Consider the following 15,429-nt stretch of genomic DNA (forward strand, 5'->3'; position numbering starts at 1 on the left):
CAATCCTCCTCGGGCAGTCGGGTGAATTAACAATCATAGCGCGTTGCCGCCCTCATTCCCATTCCATTTCCGAGAATGCCGCCGTTGCGTTGCGGGCATTGTAGTCGTCGAACAGCTCCCATTTGCCGCGCTCCGATCCCGCGGCCCCAGCGGCGTCCGCGATCGGCCTGCCTGCCTTGATCAGCCCGCGAACGTCGTGGGCCAATGTATCGAGGTAGCGACGCTCGTCACTGAGCGCCAGTGGCCACGGGCTGACAGGGCCATGGCCGGGAACGACGCGCTCGGCCGGGATGGTCGCGAGCGCGGCCATGTCGGCGATCCAGCCGCGCAGGCTGCCATCCATCACCGGGATGTGACGCAGGAATACGAGATCGCCGGCGAACAAGGTCCGGCTGCGGTCATCATAGGCGGACAGGTCGCAGTCGCTATGAGCGGTACTCCAGGCCTTGAGCGTGAGGGTACGGCCGCCGAGGTCGAGCATCATCTCGTCGTCCACGAGGATCGACGGGGGGACGAGACGGACCTCGTCGATCAGCTCGGCGCCCATCAGGCGCCGGAACGCCTCGATGTAGTGCGGTCCGCGCATTGCAAGCGCGCGCGGCAGGTTCTTGGCGCCGACGAAGCGCGTGCCGTCGCCCTCGAATGCCGCGTTGCCGAATGCGTGATCCGGATGGGCGTGAGTGTTGATGACGTAGCGCACGGGCTTGGCGGTACGGGCGCGGATCGCTGCCAGCAGCGCGCGGCCTTCGCGGACGCTGCCGCCGGTGTCGATCACGGCGACCGCGTCGTTGCCAACGATGAAACCGACATTGGCGATGGCGCCCTCGTTCGCCGCGTTCATCAGCGCGGTCTGGCCGATGTGAACGAACACGCCGGGCGCGATCTCGCTGACCTCGAGTTCCGGCGGCATGGCAAGAGCGGCGCTGCCGAGCGCCAGCGCCCCCCAGGCGGTGATCGCGATGATCAGTTGTCTCACCATCGGCTTGCCTTGCTCGCGTGAGAGGTGTGCGTCAGGCGATGGACGTTGCGGTGCAGCAATGGGTCAACTCTTCGCGATGACGGCGGCTGTTGCACCGGAGCGGCCGGCGGCCTAGCATTTTCAAAAATACCACGATGCGTTCGATAGGGATGAAAATACGGATGACGAAGCGTCACAACCTTGCCTGCTCGCTGGCCGTTGCCGCGGGGCTCACTCTGCTCGGACCGGCCGCCGCTTTCGCGCAGAGCAATGATGGCCTGGACCTGTCGATCGAGCTGGTCGATCCCAAGGTGCTCAGGGTCTGCGCCGATCCGCGCAACCTGCCGTTCTCGAACGAGAAGGGCGACGGCTTCGAGAACAAGCTGGCCGAGCTCTTTGCCGCCAAGCTGCAGAAGAAGGTGGACTACACGTTCTTCCCGCAGGCCACCGGATTCGTGCGCATGACGCTCGGCTCGCACCGTTGCGACGTGATCATGGGCTTTCCCCAAGGGGACGACCTGGTGCAGAGCACCAGTCCCTATTACCGGACGGCCTATGCGATCGTGACCAAGCCGGGCTCCGATCTTGCCGATGTGACGACGCTGGAGGATGCCAAGCTCAAGGGCAGGCACATCGGCATCGTGGCGGGCACGCCGCCGGCAACCAATATGGCGCTGGCCGGGCTGATGCCGACCGCAAAGCCCTATCCGCTGATGATCGACACCCGCGTCGATTCCTCGGCAGAGGCGATGATCAACGATCTGAAGTCCGGCGAGATCGATGCCGGCGTGCTGTGGGGGCCGATGGCCGGCTACTATGCCAAGCAGGCGAGCCCGCAACTGCATGTCACGCCGCTGGTGAAGGAGACCAGCGGGCCGAAGCTGATCTATCGCATCGCCATGGGTGTCCGTGGCGCGGACCAGAACTGGCGCCGTCAGCTCAACAAGCTGATCCAGGAGAACCAGGGGGAGATCAACAAGATCCTGCTCGATTTCGGGGTGCCGCTGCTGGACGAGAGCAATCATCTGATCACCGCCGAGGCTGCGGCGAAGCCATGATCGGTCGGCTCAGCGCTGCGGCATTGGCAGGCGTGCTGCTGATCGCCGCGGCGGTGCGGGCCGATGATCTCGTGCCGGAGCCGGACAGCTATCGCACCGAGAACTATCGCGCGCCGGTGCCGACGACCCTGAGCGGAGCGCGCGTGCTGTCGACGCGGGAGACCGAGGCGATCTGGCGCGCGAAGTCCGCCGTCTTCGTCGATGTGTTGCCGCGGCCGCCCAAGCCGAAGAACCTGCCGGCCGGGACGGTGTGGCGCGAGCAGCCGCGCCTGGACATTCCCGGCAGCATCTGGCTGCCCGACACCGGCTACGGGGTGCTGGCGCCCCAGACCGAGGACTATCTGAAGCGCGGCCTTGCCCGCGCTTCCGAGGGCGATTTGAGTCGTCTGCTCGTGTTCTACTGCCTCGAGGATTGCTGGATGTCGTGGAATGCCGCCAAGCGCGCGCTGACCTATGGCTACCGCAACGTCGCGTGGTATCCGGACGGGACCGACGCCTGGAGCCGCGCCGACCTGCCGCTGCAGCAGACGCAGCCCGAGCCGCGGCCTGAGGAGTGAGCGGAGAGGGCGGCGGTAGCGCATCAAATCAGCTACTCCATGTCCTGCTGGATCTCGCGCGCTAGGGCGAACAGGCGCTGGTCGATCGCGGTCGGGACCTCGCAGACGAACTTCATCACGCGACGCCGGTCCTCGAAGATGCGCGTCTCCCAGTTCAACTGGTTGGTCATCTCCTCGACCTTGGCCTGATCCGGGTTGGGGCCGCTGTGCATCTCCTGCAGCGCGATGGTGTCGCCGCGCACCTTGTCGACGGCCTCGCGCTGCTTGCGCATGACGCGCTCGAGGCCGTTCATCACCGATGTCCGCTGCGCGTTCAGCGTGTCGAACAGCCCGGCGAACAGCAGCTTGCCCTTGCGTATCTTCTCCTCGGCCGTACCGGTGAGGAAATCGGCGACGTCCTTCTGGGCCTGCTCCAGCGGGATACGGCGCGCGGCAAGCTTGGCGACGAGCTCGGCCACCTTCGCATCGTCCTTCCAGCTCGCGCCGACATCGTCGATCGGCGGGCCGGACCACACGGCGGCGATCGAGATCTCCGGCACCTTGGCCTGCGGGCAGGGCCAATCCGGATAGCGCGGATCGGCGGCCTGCGCAGCACCTGCCGACGCAGCGATGGCGACGGCCGCCAGTGTCGTTCTGAACCTCATGCCTCGCCTCCGGGACCGCGCCTGACAAACCCCCGCGACGGATCGTAGGCCAGGATCGCGCCGATCATGAAGACGGCGGTGCAGCCGCCGACCACCGCGAGCGAAACCCAGTTCAGCTTGCCATATAGCGCGAAGCGGATGAGCTCGACCGCGTGGGTGAAGGGATTGGCTTCGCAGAGATAAGCCAGCCAGGGACTGCCTTCCTCGACCCGCCAGAGCGGGTAGAGCGCCGATGAGGCGAAGAACATCGGAAAGATCACGAAGTTCATGACGCCGGCGAAATTCTCGAGCTGCTTGATGCCGGAGGAGATCAGCATGCCCAGCGCGCCGAGCATCAGGCCGGACAGGATCAGCGCCGGCAGCACCGTCAGATAGCCCATCGGCGGCGGGGTGATGTCCCAGAACCAGGCGATGGCGAGAAACGCATAGACCTGCAGCACCGAGACGGCGGTGCCGGCGAGCAGCTTGCAGAACAGCAGATAGCCGCGCGGCAGCGGGCTCACCAGCAAGGTGCGCATGTTGCCCATCTCGCGGTCGTAGACCATCGACAGCGACGACTGCATGCCGTTGAACAACTGGATCATCGCCATCAGGCCGGGCGCGATATAGACCTCGTAGGGGATATAGGTCTCGTAGGGCGGGATGATCGAGATGCCCAGCACCTGGCGGAAGCCGGCGGCGAAGATGAACAGCCAGACCAGCGGCCGTACCAGCGCCGAGACGAAGCGCTCGCGCTGATGCAGGAAGCGCAGGCCCTCGCGCCAGACGATGCCGGTGAGGCAGGTGATGTATTCGCCGGCCGAAAAGCCGCTGCGTGTGGGTGTGGGCGCGTGCACGGTGGTGACGGTCATGGCTCGGAGCTCCGCGCCGGACTGGCCTGGGTCGTCAGCCGCGCGAACGCCGCGTTGACGTCGGTCGCACCGGCCTCGGCGATGACCTGCGGGACGGGCCCGCGCGCCAGCACGCGGCCCTGATGCAGCACGACGAGATCATCGGTCGCGGCGATCTCGTCGAACAGATGCGTCGCCCAGAGCACGCCGATGCCCTGCTCGGCGACGAGCTGACGGACATGGCCGACGATGTCGGCGCGGGCCTTGACGTCGAGGCCGACGGTGGCCTCGTCGAGCAGCAGGAGGCGCGGCCGGTGCAGCAGGGCGCGAGCAATCTCCAGCCGGCGCATCTGGCCGCCGGAGAGGTCGCGCACCTTGCTGCCGGCGCGGTCGGCGAGGCCGATGCGCGCCAGCAGCTCCTCGCTGCGCGCGCGGGCCTCGCGGCGCGAGATGCCGTGCAGCGCGGCGTGGTAGAGCAGGTTCTGCGTCAGCGACAGATCGAGGTCGAGCGTGCGCGGCTGGAACACGACGCCGAGCAGCCGCAGCGCCTCGCCCGGCGTGCGGCCGATGTCATGGCCGAAAATGCCGATCTGGCCGGTCTGCACTGCGAACAGCCGGGTGATGAGCGAGAACAGCGTGCTCTTGCCGGCGCCGTTGAGACCGAGCAGGGCGGTGAAGCTCGCAGGCTGGACGGCGAAGCTGACGTCGTTGAGCGCCTTGCGTGCACCGTAGGAATGGCTGACGCCGGCGACCGACAGCGCCGGCACCTGGTCGGAGGCCGGCTGCGGGGTGGCGCCTGTGGCGTCGAGAGCGGGTGCGTTCTGCGTCGTCATGGCTGTGCAATCGTGATGCCCCAGGGCAGCTCGCCGACCTGGATGGTCTTGATCACCTTCTGCGCGGCGACATCGATCACCGAGACATCGTTGGAGACGCCGTTGGTGACCAGAAGATATTTCTCATCCGGCGTGAACTCCATGTGCCAGACGCGCTGGCCGACCAGGAGATATTTCTTCACCTCGTGGGTGGTGCCGTCGACGATGGCGACGCGATTGGCGGGGCCGAGCGCGACGAAGCCGGTCTTGCCGTCCTTGGTCAGGGCGATTCCGACCGGCTGGATCGCCTCGCTGCGCAGGCCGGGCACGGCGAACTTGATCTTGCCGGTGACCTCGCGCTTGGCGGGGTCGATGATCGAGACGGTGCCGCCAATCTCGGCCGAGACCCACAGCTCCGAGCCGTCGCTCTTGAACTCGGCAAAGCGCGGCCGCGCATCGACCAGCACGTTGGCGACGATCTTGCGGGTCGCCGTGTCGATGAAATGCGCCATGTTGGTGGTTTCGGAGGTGCAGATCAGGATCTTGCCGTCCGGACTGAGCATCATGCCCTCCGGCTCGACGCCGACCTGGACGTCGCCGATGCGGACGCGCTTCTCGAGGTCGAGCACCGTGACCGTGTTGTCGTTCTCGTTGGCGACATAGAGCGTCTTGCCGGCGGCGTCCTGCGCGAACAATTCGGGATCGGGGCCGGAGGGCAGGGTATCCACCACCTCCATCTTCTTGGCATCGATCACCTGGATGGTGTCGTCGTCGCCGACTGCCACCATCACGAACTTGCCGTCGCGCGTGAACGCGATCCCGCGCGGCCGCTGGCCGACCTTGATGGTCTTGGTGACCGTCCAGGTGTCGGTGTCGATGACGGAGACGGTGTTGCCCTTCTCGTTGGAGACGAAGGCGACGTAGGCGGAGGCGGAGGCTGCATGGGCCATGACGAGTGCGGCGATGAGCAGGCTGACTGCTGTGCCGAAGCGCTTGCAAAGCTGCGATCGCCCTTCGGGACGCGCGTGTGCGGAAGGCTCCACACCAGCACGCATGTCGGCCCGGCATATCGGACTAGGCATTCTCATCAGCATGGTTCGATCCGACATCATTGCAGCTTGCACTTGGTTTCGGGGCGGTCGACGCCGAGCGTGTCGAGTTCGGAGACCTGGTGCAGAAAGCCCTCCTGCGGCGAGACCGAGACGATCATGCGGCCGTCGGCCAGAAGGATCGGCTGGCGCAATTGCAGGTTCCAGTCGCGCAGGGAGAGGCGGGTGCCCTTGAAGGCGGCGATGGTGAAGTTCGGGCCCTTGAGGTAGTCGGCCATCGTCTTGGCGTCGCCGGAGTTGGTGCGCGAGGCGGCCTCGCCGACCATGCGCACGGCCATCCAGGCCTGCATGTCCAAGGCGTCCATGCGGCGCGAGGCGAGCTTCATGAAGCGGTTCTGCAACTGCGTCGCCCCCCACTGGTCCTGCGCCGGATCCCAGCTCGTCGGCCGCAGGCCGGCGGAGCCCGCGACGGGGCGCGGATCCCAGGTGCGGTAGGGCAGATAGTTGGCGAACACCTCGCTCTCGTCGGCGGTGACCAGCACGTCATAGGCCGGCGCCTTCTGCGTGAACACCGGCATCTGGCGCTGGATCAAGGTCACGCCGCTGTCGGTGCGGCGCGCGCCGCCGGTGTCCTCGAAGGTCCGCTCCTCGACGATCTTGGCGCCGAAGCGGGTGGCGGCGCGGCGCAGCGCGTCGGCGAACAGTCTGTCGCTGTCGTGCGAGCCGGTGACGAGCAGCCAGCGCTTCCACTGCTTCCAGACCAGATATTGCGCCAGGCCGTCGGCCAGCATCGAGCGCGTCGGTGCGACATGGATGACGTTGGCGCGGCAGTCCTGCTCACGCAGGCGGTCGTCGGTGGCGCCGACATTGAGCAAGGTGACGCCGCGGCCCCGCAACGCATCTGCGGCCTTCAGCACCGCATCCGCCGGCAGGTCCACGAGGACGAATCCCGTCTTGCCGGCGAGCTCATTGGCGGCCTGCGCGGCGTCCTCGTCATCCTTGACGCGGCGGTCGATCAAAGTGAAGCGCTGGTTGAGGAACTTGCCGGTGGTGTTGTTGTCCTCGATCGCGAGCTTCGCGCCGGCCACGCCATCATCGGCCGCAGGCTGGTCGAGCGGCGACAAGGTCTGCGGCAAGCTCGCGCGGCCGAGATAGCCGATCGCGATGTCGACCGGATCCGCCGCGCTGGCGGCGGTTGCGGCGGCGATGAGGCCGATCGCGCCCATCAGAGATCGGGCCAGAACTCCCAGGACCACACGTCCTCCCATTGTTCCCTCGTCCTTGTCCGGCGAGGTTTCGCCTTGCAAGATGAACGAATTGGCCTAGCTTTCAACCCCACTTTTGGCCGCTGTCGCGTCATTTCGGATCACGACCTTGAAACCTGCCGTTCTCCCCGCGTTCCTGATCCTGATGTCTGCGACATCAGTGCATGCCGAGCCGACCAAGGTGGCGGTGTTCGACTTCGAGCTGATCGACACCAGCCTGCAGGGCGAGGTGCAGGGCCCGCGCCAGGACGAGCAGAACAGGCTGGCGCATGCGGCCGAGCAACTGCGCGCGGCGCTGCAGGACTCCGGACGTTTTCGCGTGCTCGACATCGCTCCCGTCAACGATGCGGCGCACCACAGCAATCTGCAGGCTTGCGGCGGCTGCGACGTCAAGCTCGCGGGCGACATCGGCGCCGATCTCGCCATCACCGGGACGGTGCAGAAGGTCTCCAATCTCATCCTCAACATGAACATCTATCTGCGCGACGTTCATACCGGCAAGCCGGTCGCGGCGATGACTGCGGATATGCGCGGCAACACCGACGAATCCTGGACGCGCACCATGGCTTGGCTCGTCCGCAACCGCCTGCTGGCGCCGAACTACGGCGCGCCGCAGGCGCAGTAGCTGACGAGATATGACGGTGCATTCTCGCGGCGAATGACGCCCGAGCTTTGCGTGCCGGTCGCCCCTTGGAAAACAAGAGGCGCAGGGAAGGCCGGGAGCCTGCCGCCCCCATGGCCCGCCTGCGACAAGAAATGCAGGCGGCAGGTACCACAGGTTCGGCTGGGACATCCCGGCCCTCCCTGCGCGGATGGTCTTAACGGTTGCTTCGCGTTCTCCCCGGTGCGCCGGGCGTTCTGGTCACCGTGCGCGACGACGCGCTGTGAGCGCGCCGCCGCGGAGGCATCGGCATCGGGATGCCAGGACCACGCGACTTGGCCGTACGCCGTGACGCGTTCGTCCGCACGCTCTCACGGGGCATGTGATGCCCTGAGCATGCTGCGCGCCGCCGGCGTCCACCGCATCCCACCTCCACGTTCGTGACGACCGCGATACGCCCTCTCGACGAGGCGGGATGGCGCTAGACAATCACGATTTCCGGAAAAACGAAAGTGAAATTTTTGTTGCCGCCGGGCTGGACACTGGGATCGCCTTGTGGCGCCGAGCGAAATCCCCGTCGTCGCGCACGTGGAATCCGGGCGCCGGGCACGACAAGAACGCCTCGACGGGCGCGTCATCGCACCCGTCGGGCAAATCACGTCCGCGGCTGATATCAGCGTGCGAGCCGCGCCGCGTGCCAGCGCAGATGATCGGCCATATAGGTCGAGATGAAGTAGTAGCTGTGGTCGTAGCCCTCCTGCTTGCGCAGCAGCAGCGGGATGTGGGCCTTGTCGCAGGCCGCCTTGAGCAGCTCCGGGCGCAACTGCTGGGTCAGGAACTGATCGGCGGTGCCGACATCGACCAGCAGGTCGGAGACGCGCGCGCCGTCCTCGATCAGCGCCACCGCGTCGTGCTTGCGCCACGCCGCCTTGTCGGCGCCGAGATAGCCGCCCAAGGCCTTCTCGCCCCACGGCACCTGCGAGGGCGCGACGATCGGCGAGAACGCGCTGGCCGCGCGGTAGCGGTCCGGGTTGCGCAGCGCCACCGTGAGCGCGCCATGGCCGCCCATCGAGTGGCCCATCACCGACTGGCGGCGCGGATCGACCGGGAAGTTCGCCGCGACCACGCTCGGCAGCTCCTCGGTGACGTAGCTCCACATCCGGTAGTTCTTCGCGAACGGCGCCTCGGTCGCGTCGACATAGAAGCCGGCACCGAGGCCGAAATCATAGGCATTGTTGGGATCGCCCGGCACGCCGTCGCCGCGCGGCGAGGTGTCGGGCGCCACGAAGACCAGGCCGAGCTCGGCGCAGGCGGCACGAAACTCGCCCTTCTCGGTGACGTTGGCGTGGGTGCAGGTCAGGCCGGAGAGATACCAGACGACCGGCAGCTTCGCGCCGTCGGCATGCGGCGGCACGAACACCGAGAACGTCATCTCGGTCTTGGTCTCCTGGCTGGCGTGGCGGTAGACGCCCTGGACGCCGCCATGGGACTTGTTCTGGGAGACGGTCGTGAGGGTCATGGGATCACCTGTTCGGCAATGATGTCGGGCCGCTGGCGCGCGTGCCGCCAACGCGTGTCAGGCTGCGTCGTTCAATCGGGACGAGTCAAGCGACGCCGTTCTCGATCGCCAAACGCACCAACTCGCCGGATGTTCGCACGCCGAGCTTCTGGCGGATGATCGAGGAGGTGTTGGCGACGGTCTTGTAGGACGAGTGGATCAGCCAGGCAATCTCCGACAGGCTCTTGCCGGCGCTGAGCAGGCGAAGGATCTCGAGCTCCCGCGAGGTCAGTTTCGCCAGCGGGCTCTGCGCAACCGCGGCGCCCGCGAAGGCGATGCTGCGCGCGATCGCAGGCGGCAGATAGCTGCCGCCGCGGGCGACCTCGCGGATCGCCTCGGCGAGATCGTTCGGATCGCCGCTCTTCGAGACGTAGCCCTTGGCGCCGATGTCGATGGCGCGCGCGGCGAACACCGGATCGTCGTTCATGCTGAACATGATCAACCGGGCATTGGCATCGTGGGCGAGGATGCGCCGCGCGAGCTCGAAGCCGGAGACGGTCGGCAGGTTGATGTCGACGACGCAGACGTCCGGCCGGCGCGCGATGAAGCTGGCTTCGCCGCTCTCGGCATCGGCGGCTTCGAGCAGCTCGAGGTCCGGATCGGTCGAGAGCAGGGCCCGGCAGCCTGATGCCACAATGGGATGGTCATCGACGATCAGTACGCGCATGGCCTTGGGGTCCCGGACTTCCAACTCGCGTCATTGTTGCGATGCATCATGGATGCATGCTGCGCGATATTGCATGATGTTGCAATTAGATCGCCGGCGGATTTGTCTGTCAATGTGAGTGCGTATGAAACACGGTGGCCGTGAGGCGGAGAGAATGTGGCAGAATTGGTCGTTGCGGACCCGCATCAACGTGCTGCTGGCGCTGCTGCTGACGCTGGGCCTCGCCATCAACATCGGCCGTCTCGTGCTGGAGGCGGCGCCGCGCGTGCTGGCGGAGGACCAGAGCGTCATCCGCCTGACGCGGGCCTTTGTCGAGACCATCATGGACGAGGTCAACGACGCGCCGGATCCGAGCGCGCGCCTCGATCGGATCGTCGGCGATCTCCGACAGCTTCGTCACGTCAGCGTGAGACGGCAGGGCATGCCGGTGCAGACCCCGCCCTCTCCGGGCGTCGGCCGCGCGGCGCCGGCATGGTTCATCGCACTGGTGCATCCCGACAAGACCTCGGTGAGCATGCCGGTCATCGTCGCGGGGCGGAGCGAAACGCTGGTGATCACGTCGCACCCCGACGACGAGATCGCGGAAATCTGGGACGGCATCGTCACCCAGCTCGTCGTCGGCTCGCTGGTCGGGCTGGCGCTGTTTGCGATCACCATGCTCGTGGTCGGTCGCGCGCTGGCGCCGCTTTCGGATCTGTCGGACGCGATGAGCCAGATCGAGGCCGGCGCCTACGATACCCGCGTCAAGCCGGGCGGCGCGCCCGAGCTCGCGGCGCTCTGCGCCAAGCTCAACCATCTCGCCGGCGCGCTCGGTGAGGCGGTGGAGGAGAAGCGCCGCCTGGCCGAGCGCACGGTGTCGCTGCAGGACCACGAGCGCAAGGAGATCGCGCGCGAGCTGCACGACGAGTTCGGGCCGCATCTGTTCGCGCTGCGCGCCCATGCCAGCGCGCTGATGCGATTGCCGGACGCTGCGACGCTCGACGTCGCGGCGATGCGCCGTCACGGCCAGGCGATCCTCGACCAGGTCAACGCCGTGCAGCAGTTCAACCGCCGCATCCTCGAGCGGCTGCGGCCCGTGGGTCTCGCCGAGCTGGGCCTGCGCGAAGCGCTCGGCGCATTGGTGCGGCTGTGGCGGGAGTCGCGGCCCGAGGTCGCGATCGAGACCAGGTTCACCGACACGGTCGCGCGCAGCAATGAGACGGCGGAGCTGACGATCTACCGGGTGGTGCAGGAAGCGCTGACCAACGTGTTCCGCCACGCCGAGGCCACCACGGTCGACGTCACCATCGAGCCGCTGCAGCAGACGACGGCCGGTCATCGCCGCAGCTACACGCGGGTGCGCGTCCGCGACGACGGCCGCGGGTTCAGCCCGGAGCACAAGCTCGGATTCGGCCTCACCGGCATGCGCGAGCGGCTGCTGGCGCTCGGCGGCACGCTGACGGTGGCTTCTACCGGCACGGGCGTCACGATCGAGGCCATGGTGCCGGCGGATGCAGCGTGAGCCGTGGGCTAGGAACCAACGATCGGACGGCGCATTCAACGAGCTACTTGCAAGGGGCGTGAGCCGCAATCCGGAGCACGCGCCGGCAGCTCGCGGTGATCAGATGTCCAGAACCTTGCCTGTGCTGAGCGGCGCAGCCCTGCTGGCCGCGCTGTCGTTCCACAATGCCGTCGCGCGTGACGACGGCCGCTACGCCGACTCGCCGCTCAAGGGCTGGTTCGACAGCCTCAAGAGTGGTCGCGGCCCGTGCTGCTCGGACGCCGACGGCTTCGCGGTGTCCGATCCGGATTGGGACCTCGAAGGCACGCATTACCTGGTGCGGCTCGACGGTCAATGGATCGTCGTGCCGGACGATGCGGTCATCACGGAGCCCAACCGTGCCGGGCGCACCATGGTGTGGCCGATCAAGGGATCACTCGGCACTTCCATCCGCTGCTTCATGCCGGGCAATCTGAGCTGAAGAGGCGGTGCGCCGCGTTCTCTCGCCGCGCCGCTGCGGCGGATCGCCCGTGCGCGCCGTGCCTTGGAACTTCGTCTCGTTCGGATGATTGCCACGCAAGGTCATGCCACCGAGGCAGCCGCATGCGAGGGAGAACCATGGACCGGACCAGCGACACTGAACTTCAGGAGAGGATTCGCAGGCGCGCTCACCAGCTCTGGGAGCAGGCCGGCCGGCCCGACGGCCGCGAGGATGAGTTCTGGTATCAGGCCGAGCGTGAGATCGGCGAGATGAGCGAGCTTCACGACGAGGCGACGGCGCCGCCGCCGACGATCCTGCCGGGGTGAGTGCGAGCAGAAAAAGGACGAACTGATGAGCAAGGAAACGCCGAAGGACGATCCGCGCCAGGAAAGCGACTGGGGCTCGATGAAGCAGACCGACAAGCCCTGGGCCGAGAAACCCGAGAAGGAGCAGCGCTCGGAAGCGGCGAAGGACCTCGAGAAGTGGGGCGAGAGCAAAACGCATTGAGGTGGGCGGAGATGCGCCGCTCTCGCGCGATCGATGAACTCCAGGAGTGTTGAGGAAGGCCTCGTTCAACCCGGCCGTCGTTGCGGGCCGCAGCGCTGCCTCTCTCTGCCCTTCAAGGGAAGGAGGGAGGGGGCGGCCGCAGCCGGGACCATGGCCCGTATCGCCTCAGCAAGGATGAGATGAACAACGCCGAGATGAAGGCGTCTCTCCGTTGACGGGGACCCGTGCCGTCACGCGGTGTGACCCGGATCGACATCATCCGGCGTCTTCTTGTCGCGCTGCGGCGTCATCTTCGCCGGATCCGCTGCGCCCGGCACGCCGCGCGGGCCGAGCTGATCGCGCTGGATGTCGTCCTCTGAGCGGTCGGGCTCGCGTCCGTTGATGGGGAGGTCTTTTGCCATCGCCTGATCCTCTCGCTGTTCGCATCAGGGCAATGCGCGCGGTGTGCTCACGTTCCGAGCGATCCGCGCGCCGCGGCGGCAGGAACGCCGCCCCGGCGCTGCGATTGAAGCTGCAGCAACCTGCAGGAGATCAAGATGTCCGATCATCATCCCAAACCGCCGTTTCCGCCGCAGTCACAGGCCATGCCGGGAACGACCGCGGCGATGCAGCCGCGGCCCGACCATGGCGAGGCCAGCTACAAGGGCTCGGGAAAACTGACCGGCAAGAAGGCCGTCATCACCGGCGGCGACAGCGGCATCGGCCGTGCGGTCGCGATCGCCTATGCGCGCGAGGGCGCCGACATCCTGATCGCCTACCTGCAGGAGCACGATGATGCCAGGGAGGTGAAAGCGCTGGTCGAGAAGGAGGACCGCAAGGCGGTGCTGATGCCCGGCGACATCCAGGACCCCGCGCATTGCAGGGCCATCATCCGGCGCGCCGTCGATGAGCTCGGTGGCGTCGACATTCTGGTCAACAACGCCGCCCATCAGGCGACGTTCAGCGACATCGGCGACATCTCGGACGAAGAATGGGAGACGACGTTCCGCACCAACATCCATGCGATGTTCTATCTCGCCAAGGCGGCCGTGCCGCACATGAAGCCGGGGAGCGCGATCGTCAACACGGCCTCGGTCAATTCCGACATGCCCAATCCGACGCTGCTCGCCTACGCCACCACCAAGGGCGCGATCCAGAACTTCACCGCGGGTCTCGCCCAGATGCTGGCCGGTAAGGGCATCCGCGCCAACGCGGTGGCGCCTGGTCCGATCTGGACGCCATTGATCCCCTCGACCATGCCGGAGGAAAAGGTGAAGACGTTCGGCCAGCAGGTGCCGATGAAGCGCCCCGGCGAGCCGGCCGAGCTGGCCACCGCCTATGTGATGCTCGCCGATCCCCTGTCGAGCTACACGTCGGGGACGACGGTCGCCGTCACCGGCGGCAAGCCGTTCATCTGAGGACCGGTGCACATCGTCTGCTGTCGCATTTGTCCGACATCCGACAAGTCCGTACGTCGGCACGTCATGCGCGTGCCGGTGCTAAGCGGCGGACATCATCGCGCACGGCGCGGGCTCGGCCTGCACCGGCCACACCGCCGCAGCGGCCGTATCACCCTGCCGCTCGTCGAGAATCCGCTTCACCGAGCGCGAGCAGAGGCCGCATTGGACCATGCAGCCGAGACAATCATACACTTGCGCCGGCGAGCCGAAGACGATGTCGGCCGCCGTGACGATGTCGCGAATGGCCGTGTCGCTGATGACGTTGCAGGAACAGATGATCATGGCTGTTGCTCGCTCCTGCAAACGATAAGCAACCGGGATGCCAAGGTCGGCGCGCACGGCGCGGGCTAGTCAGAATCGTTCGAAGCGACCTGATGCGCGGGCACGCTTGCGGTCGTCCCGATGCGGTTCGCGGCATGCAGCCGTATTGCGGCCAACGTCGCCTGGGCGAGCGCCTGTCCCTGCGCATCGATCCCGGTCCACTGCGCATGACGGCCGCGGGAATCGATCTCGGCGAGCGCGACGCCGGCCGGCACGTCGCTGCCGTCGCGGACGATGCCGCGCAGGATGCCGTCATAGGGGGCCGTGACCGGTGCGCCGGAGAGATGGCCGATCACGAAGCCCTTGTAGATGCGCGTGCCGATCTCGATCGGGGTATGCCATCGGCCCTCATGCGGCGAATGCACCAGGCGCTCGACACCGACGAGCGCGCCGACGTCATCCGTTGCCAGCGTCCAGCCCTCGCGCACGATCTGGCCGAGCCGGCCCGGCCGAGTCTCGATTGCGATATCGCAATTGGCTGATGGCGAGAAGCCCGGACCGATGCCGATCGAGAGCCGCGTCATGCCGCGCAAATTCGGGGTCACCGCGCGCCGCTGCATCCGCGCGTCGATCAGGACGTCGATGGTACGGACCGGCAGGAGATCGAGCAACCCGAGTGGAGTGACAAGGACGTGCCGGGGATTGCCGAGCGCCTTGAACACCTCCATCGTGCTCTCGATGCGCTCGCCCGTCACGTTCTCGATGCGGACCGTGTCGCCGAACAGGGCGTCGTGAAACGCCATCTTACGGCGCATGACCGGCGGATTGGGATCATGCGACAGCACCACGCAGAAGCCCGCACGATGCAGATGCACGCCGATCGCCGACGCGACATCGTTGGTCCCGAGGACCACGGCGAAGCGCACTGCATTCGTCCCCATGTCCTGGTCCATACGGTGTTGGCGTCTCGTGGCTGTCGGTCGTGCGACTGACAAGCGGTCTTCCAGTTCGAATGATCAGATCCGTCGAGCAAGAGTTGGACCATCAGGCATCGTTCTGAAAACGATCGCTCTGTGAAGGTCCTGCAAAGGACGCGGCACAAAAGCCGACGCTGGATGTGTCCAGAACCCGCCAATCTGTCGCGAACCCGACAGGAAAAGCTGCTTTGCCCGCCGTTTTCGCTGGCCCGGAATCTGCACAGCCGGCGCATGGCGATACCCCTGGTATTTCCGATCGTTACGGAGCCTGCGCCCAGATCACGT

The 15,429-nt window shown here is 66.7% G+C and carries 19 protein-coding genes; 8 read left to right on the forward strand and 11 right to left on the reverse strand.

The window, feature by feature from the left end; genetic code table 11:
• Window positions 1–52: 52 nt before the first annotated feature.
• Window positions 53–979, reverse strand: a complete 927-nt coding sequence (locus tag QX073_RS08355; protein ID WP_315752812.1) for a quinoprotein relay system zinc metallohydrolase 2 — start codon at window positions 977–979, stop codon at window positions 53–55.
• Window positions 980–1,140: 161 nt separating this feature from the next.
• Here QX073_RS08355 and QX073_RS08360 point away from each other — a divergent pair, with 161 nt between their 5' ends.
• Window positions 1,141–2,016 carry a substrate-binding domain-containing protein gene (locus tag QX073_RS08360; RefSeq protein ID WP_315752813.1) on the forward strand — a complete coding sequence of 292 codons (876 nt, stop codon included), beginning with the start codon at window positions 1,141–1,143 and terminating at the stop codon, window positions 2,014–2,016.
• Complete coding sequence (locus QX073_RS08365; protein ID WP_315752814.1) at window positions 2,013–2,573, forward strand: PQQ-dependent catabolism-associated CXXCW motif protein; 561 nt, start codon at window positions 2,013–2,015, stop codon at window positions 2,571–2,573. Before QX073_RS08360 ends, QX073_RS08365 begins: the two co-directional genes overlap by 4 nt.
• Before the next feature lie 32 nt (window positions 2,574–2,605).
• On the opposite strand, the gene QX073_RS08370 is transcribed toward QX073_RS08365, so the two are convergent.
• The 5 genes from QX073_RS08370 to QX073_RS08390 all read right to left on the reverse strand — a co-directional run bounded on the left by QX073_RS08370 (window position 2,606) and on the right by QX073_RS08390 (window position 7,176).
• Window positions 2,606–3,217: a hypothetical protein gene (locus tag QX073_RS08370; protein WP_315752815.1), complete on the reverse strand. Its 612-nt coding sequence runs from the start codon at window positions 3,215–3,217 to the stop codon at window positions 2,606–2,608.
• Window positions 3,214–4,068: an ABC transporter permease gene (locus tag QX073_RS08375; protein WP_315825186.1), complete on the reverse strand. Its 855-nt coding sequence runs from the start codon at window positions 4,066–4,068 to the stop codon at window positions 3,214–3,216. The genes QX073_RS08370 and QX073_RS08375 overlap by 4 nt, the downstream gene beginning before the upstream one ends.
• The gene (locus QX073_RS08380; RefSeq protein WP_315752817.1) at window positions 4,065–4,880 is read right to left on the reverse strand and encodes an ABC transporter ATP-binding protein; all 816 of its coding nucleotides are present in this window, start codon (window positions 4,878–4,880) and stop codon (window positions 4,065–4,067) included. The genes QX073_RS08375 and QX073_RS08380 overlap by 4 nt, the downstream gene beginning before the upstream one ends.
• On the reverse strand, window positions 4,877–5,809 hold the full coding sequence (locus QX073_RS08385) for a YVTN family beta-propeller repeat protein (protein ID WP_315752818.1): 933 nt from the start codon (window positions 5,807–5,809) through the stop codon (window positions 4,877–4,879). Before QX073_RS08385 ends, QX073_RS08380 begins: the two co-directional genes overlap by 4 nt.
• Before the next feature lie 158 nt (window positions 5,810–5,967).
• Window positions 5,968–7,176 (reverse strand): ABC transporter substrate-binding protein, encoded by a 1,209-nt coding sequence (locus tag QX073_RS08390; RefSeq protein WP_315752819.1) that lies wholly within the window; start codon window positions 7,174–7,176, stop codon window positions 5,968–5,970.
• Window positions 7,177–7,318: 142 nt separating this feature from the next.
• Between QX073_RS08390 and QX073_RS08395 the strand changes: the two genes are divergently transcribed.
• Window positions 7,319–7,798, forward strand: a complete 480-nt coding sequence (locus QX073_RS08395; protein WP_315752900.1) for a DUF3280 domain-containing protein — start codon at window positions 7,319–7,321, stop codon at window positions 7,796–7,798.
• A 649-nt stretch (window positions 7,799–8,447) separates the two neighbouring features.
• Here QX073_RS08395 and fghA read toward each other — a convergent pair.
• Both fghA and QX073_RS08405 read right to left on the reverse strand, forming a co-directional pair.
• Window positions 8,448–9,293 (reverse strand): S-formylglutathione hydrolase, encoded by an 846-nt coding sequence (fghA, locus tag QX073_RS08400; RefSeq protein ID WP_315752820.1) that lies wholly within the window; start codon window positions 9,291–9,293, stop codon window positions 8,448–8,450.
• A gap of 85 nt (window positions 9,294–9,378) precedes the next feature.
• The gene (locus tag QX073_RS08405) at window positions 9,379–9,999 is read right to left on the reverse strand and encodes a response regulator transcription factor (protein ID WP_315713180.1); all 621 of its coding nucleotides are present in this window, start codon (window positions 9,997–9,999) and stop codon (window positions 9,379–9,381) included.
• 154 nt (window positions 10,000–10,153) lie between these two features.
• On the opposite strand from QX073_RS08405, the gene QX073_RS08410 reads away from it, so the two are divergent.
• The 4 genes from QX073_RS08410 to QX073_RS08425 all read left to right on the forward strand — a co-directional run bounded on the left by QX073_RS08410 (window position 10,154) and on the right by QX073_RS08425 (window position 12,467).
• Window positions 10,154–11,500 (forward strand): ATP-binding protein, encoded by a 1,347-nt coding sequence (locus tag QX073_RS08410; RefSeq protein ID WP_315825182.1) that lies wholly within the window; start codon window positions 10,154–10,156, stop codon window positions 11,498–11,500.
• Between the two features lie 103 nt (window positions 11,501–11,603).
• The gene (locus QX073_RS08415) at window positions 11,604–11,960 is read left to right on the forward strand and encodes a hypothetical protein (protein WP_316187009.1); all 357 of its coding nucleotides are present in this window, start codon (window positions 11,604–11,606) and stop codon (window positions 11,958–11,960) included.
• 137 nt (window positions 11,961–12,097) lie between these two features.
• The gene (locus tag QX073_RS08420; RefSeq protein WP_315713177.1) at window positions 12,098–12,286 is read left to right on the forward strand and encodes a DUF2934 domain-containing protein; all 189 of its coding nucleotides are present in this window, start codon (window positions 12,098–12,100) and stop codon (window positions 12,284–12,286) included.
• A 25-nt stretch (window positions 12,287–12,311) separates the two neighbouring features.
• Window positions 12,312–12,467, forward strand: a complete 156-nt coding sequence (locus tag QX073_RS08425; protein WP_008961662.1) for a hypothetical protein — start codon at window positions 12,312–12,314, stop codon at window positions 12,465–12,467.
• Window positions 12,468–12,697: 230 nt separating this feature from the next.
• Here the strand turns inward: QX073_RS08425 and QX073_RS08430 are convergent, their stop codons facing one another.
• A complete protein-coding gene (locus tag QX073_RS08430; protein ID WP_316225612.1) occupies window positions 12,698–12,868 on the reverse strand; it encodes a hypothetical protein in 171 nt (56 codons plus the stop codon).
• Window positions 12,869–13,003: 135 nt separating this feature from the next.
• On the opposite strand from QX073_RS08430, the gene QX073_RS08435 reads away from it, so the two are divergent.
• Window positions 13,004–13,864, forward strand: coding sequence for an SDR family oxidoreductase (locus QX073_RS08435; protein WP_316225613.1), 861 nt, complete (start codon window positions 13,004–13,006; stop codon window positions 13,862–13,864).
• An 81-nt stretch (window positions 13,865–13,945) separates the two neighbouring features.
• On the opposite strand, the gene QX073_RS08440 is transcribed toward QX073_RS08435, so the two are convergent.
• Together QX073_RS08440 and QX073_RS08445 are read right to left on the reverse strand one after the other, a co-directional pair.
• Window positions 13,946–14,188, reverse strand: coding sequence for a bacterioferritin-associated ferredoxin (locus QX073_RS08440; protein ID WP_316225614.1), 243 nt, complete (start codon window positions 14,186–14,188; stop codon window positions 13,946–13,948).
• Between the two features lie 65 nt (window positions 14,189–14,253).
• Window positions 14,254–15,108 carry a xanthine dehydrogenase gene (locus QX073_RS08445; RefSeq protein WP_315752826.1) on the reverse strand — a complete coding sequence of 285 codons (855 nt, stop codon included), beginning with the start codon at window positions 15,106–15,108 and terminating at the stop codon, window positions 14,254–14,256.
• Window positions 15,109–15,429 lie beyond the last annotated feature (321 nt).

This window comes from Bradyrhizobium sp. SZCCHNS3052 (genome assembly GCF_032484495.1).
GTDB lineage: Bacteria > Pseudomonadota > Alphaproteobacteria > Rhizobiales > Xanthobacteraceae > Bradyrhizobium.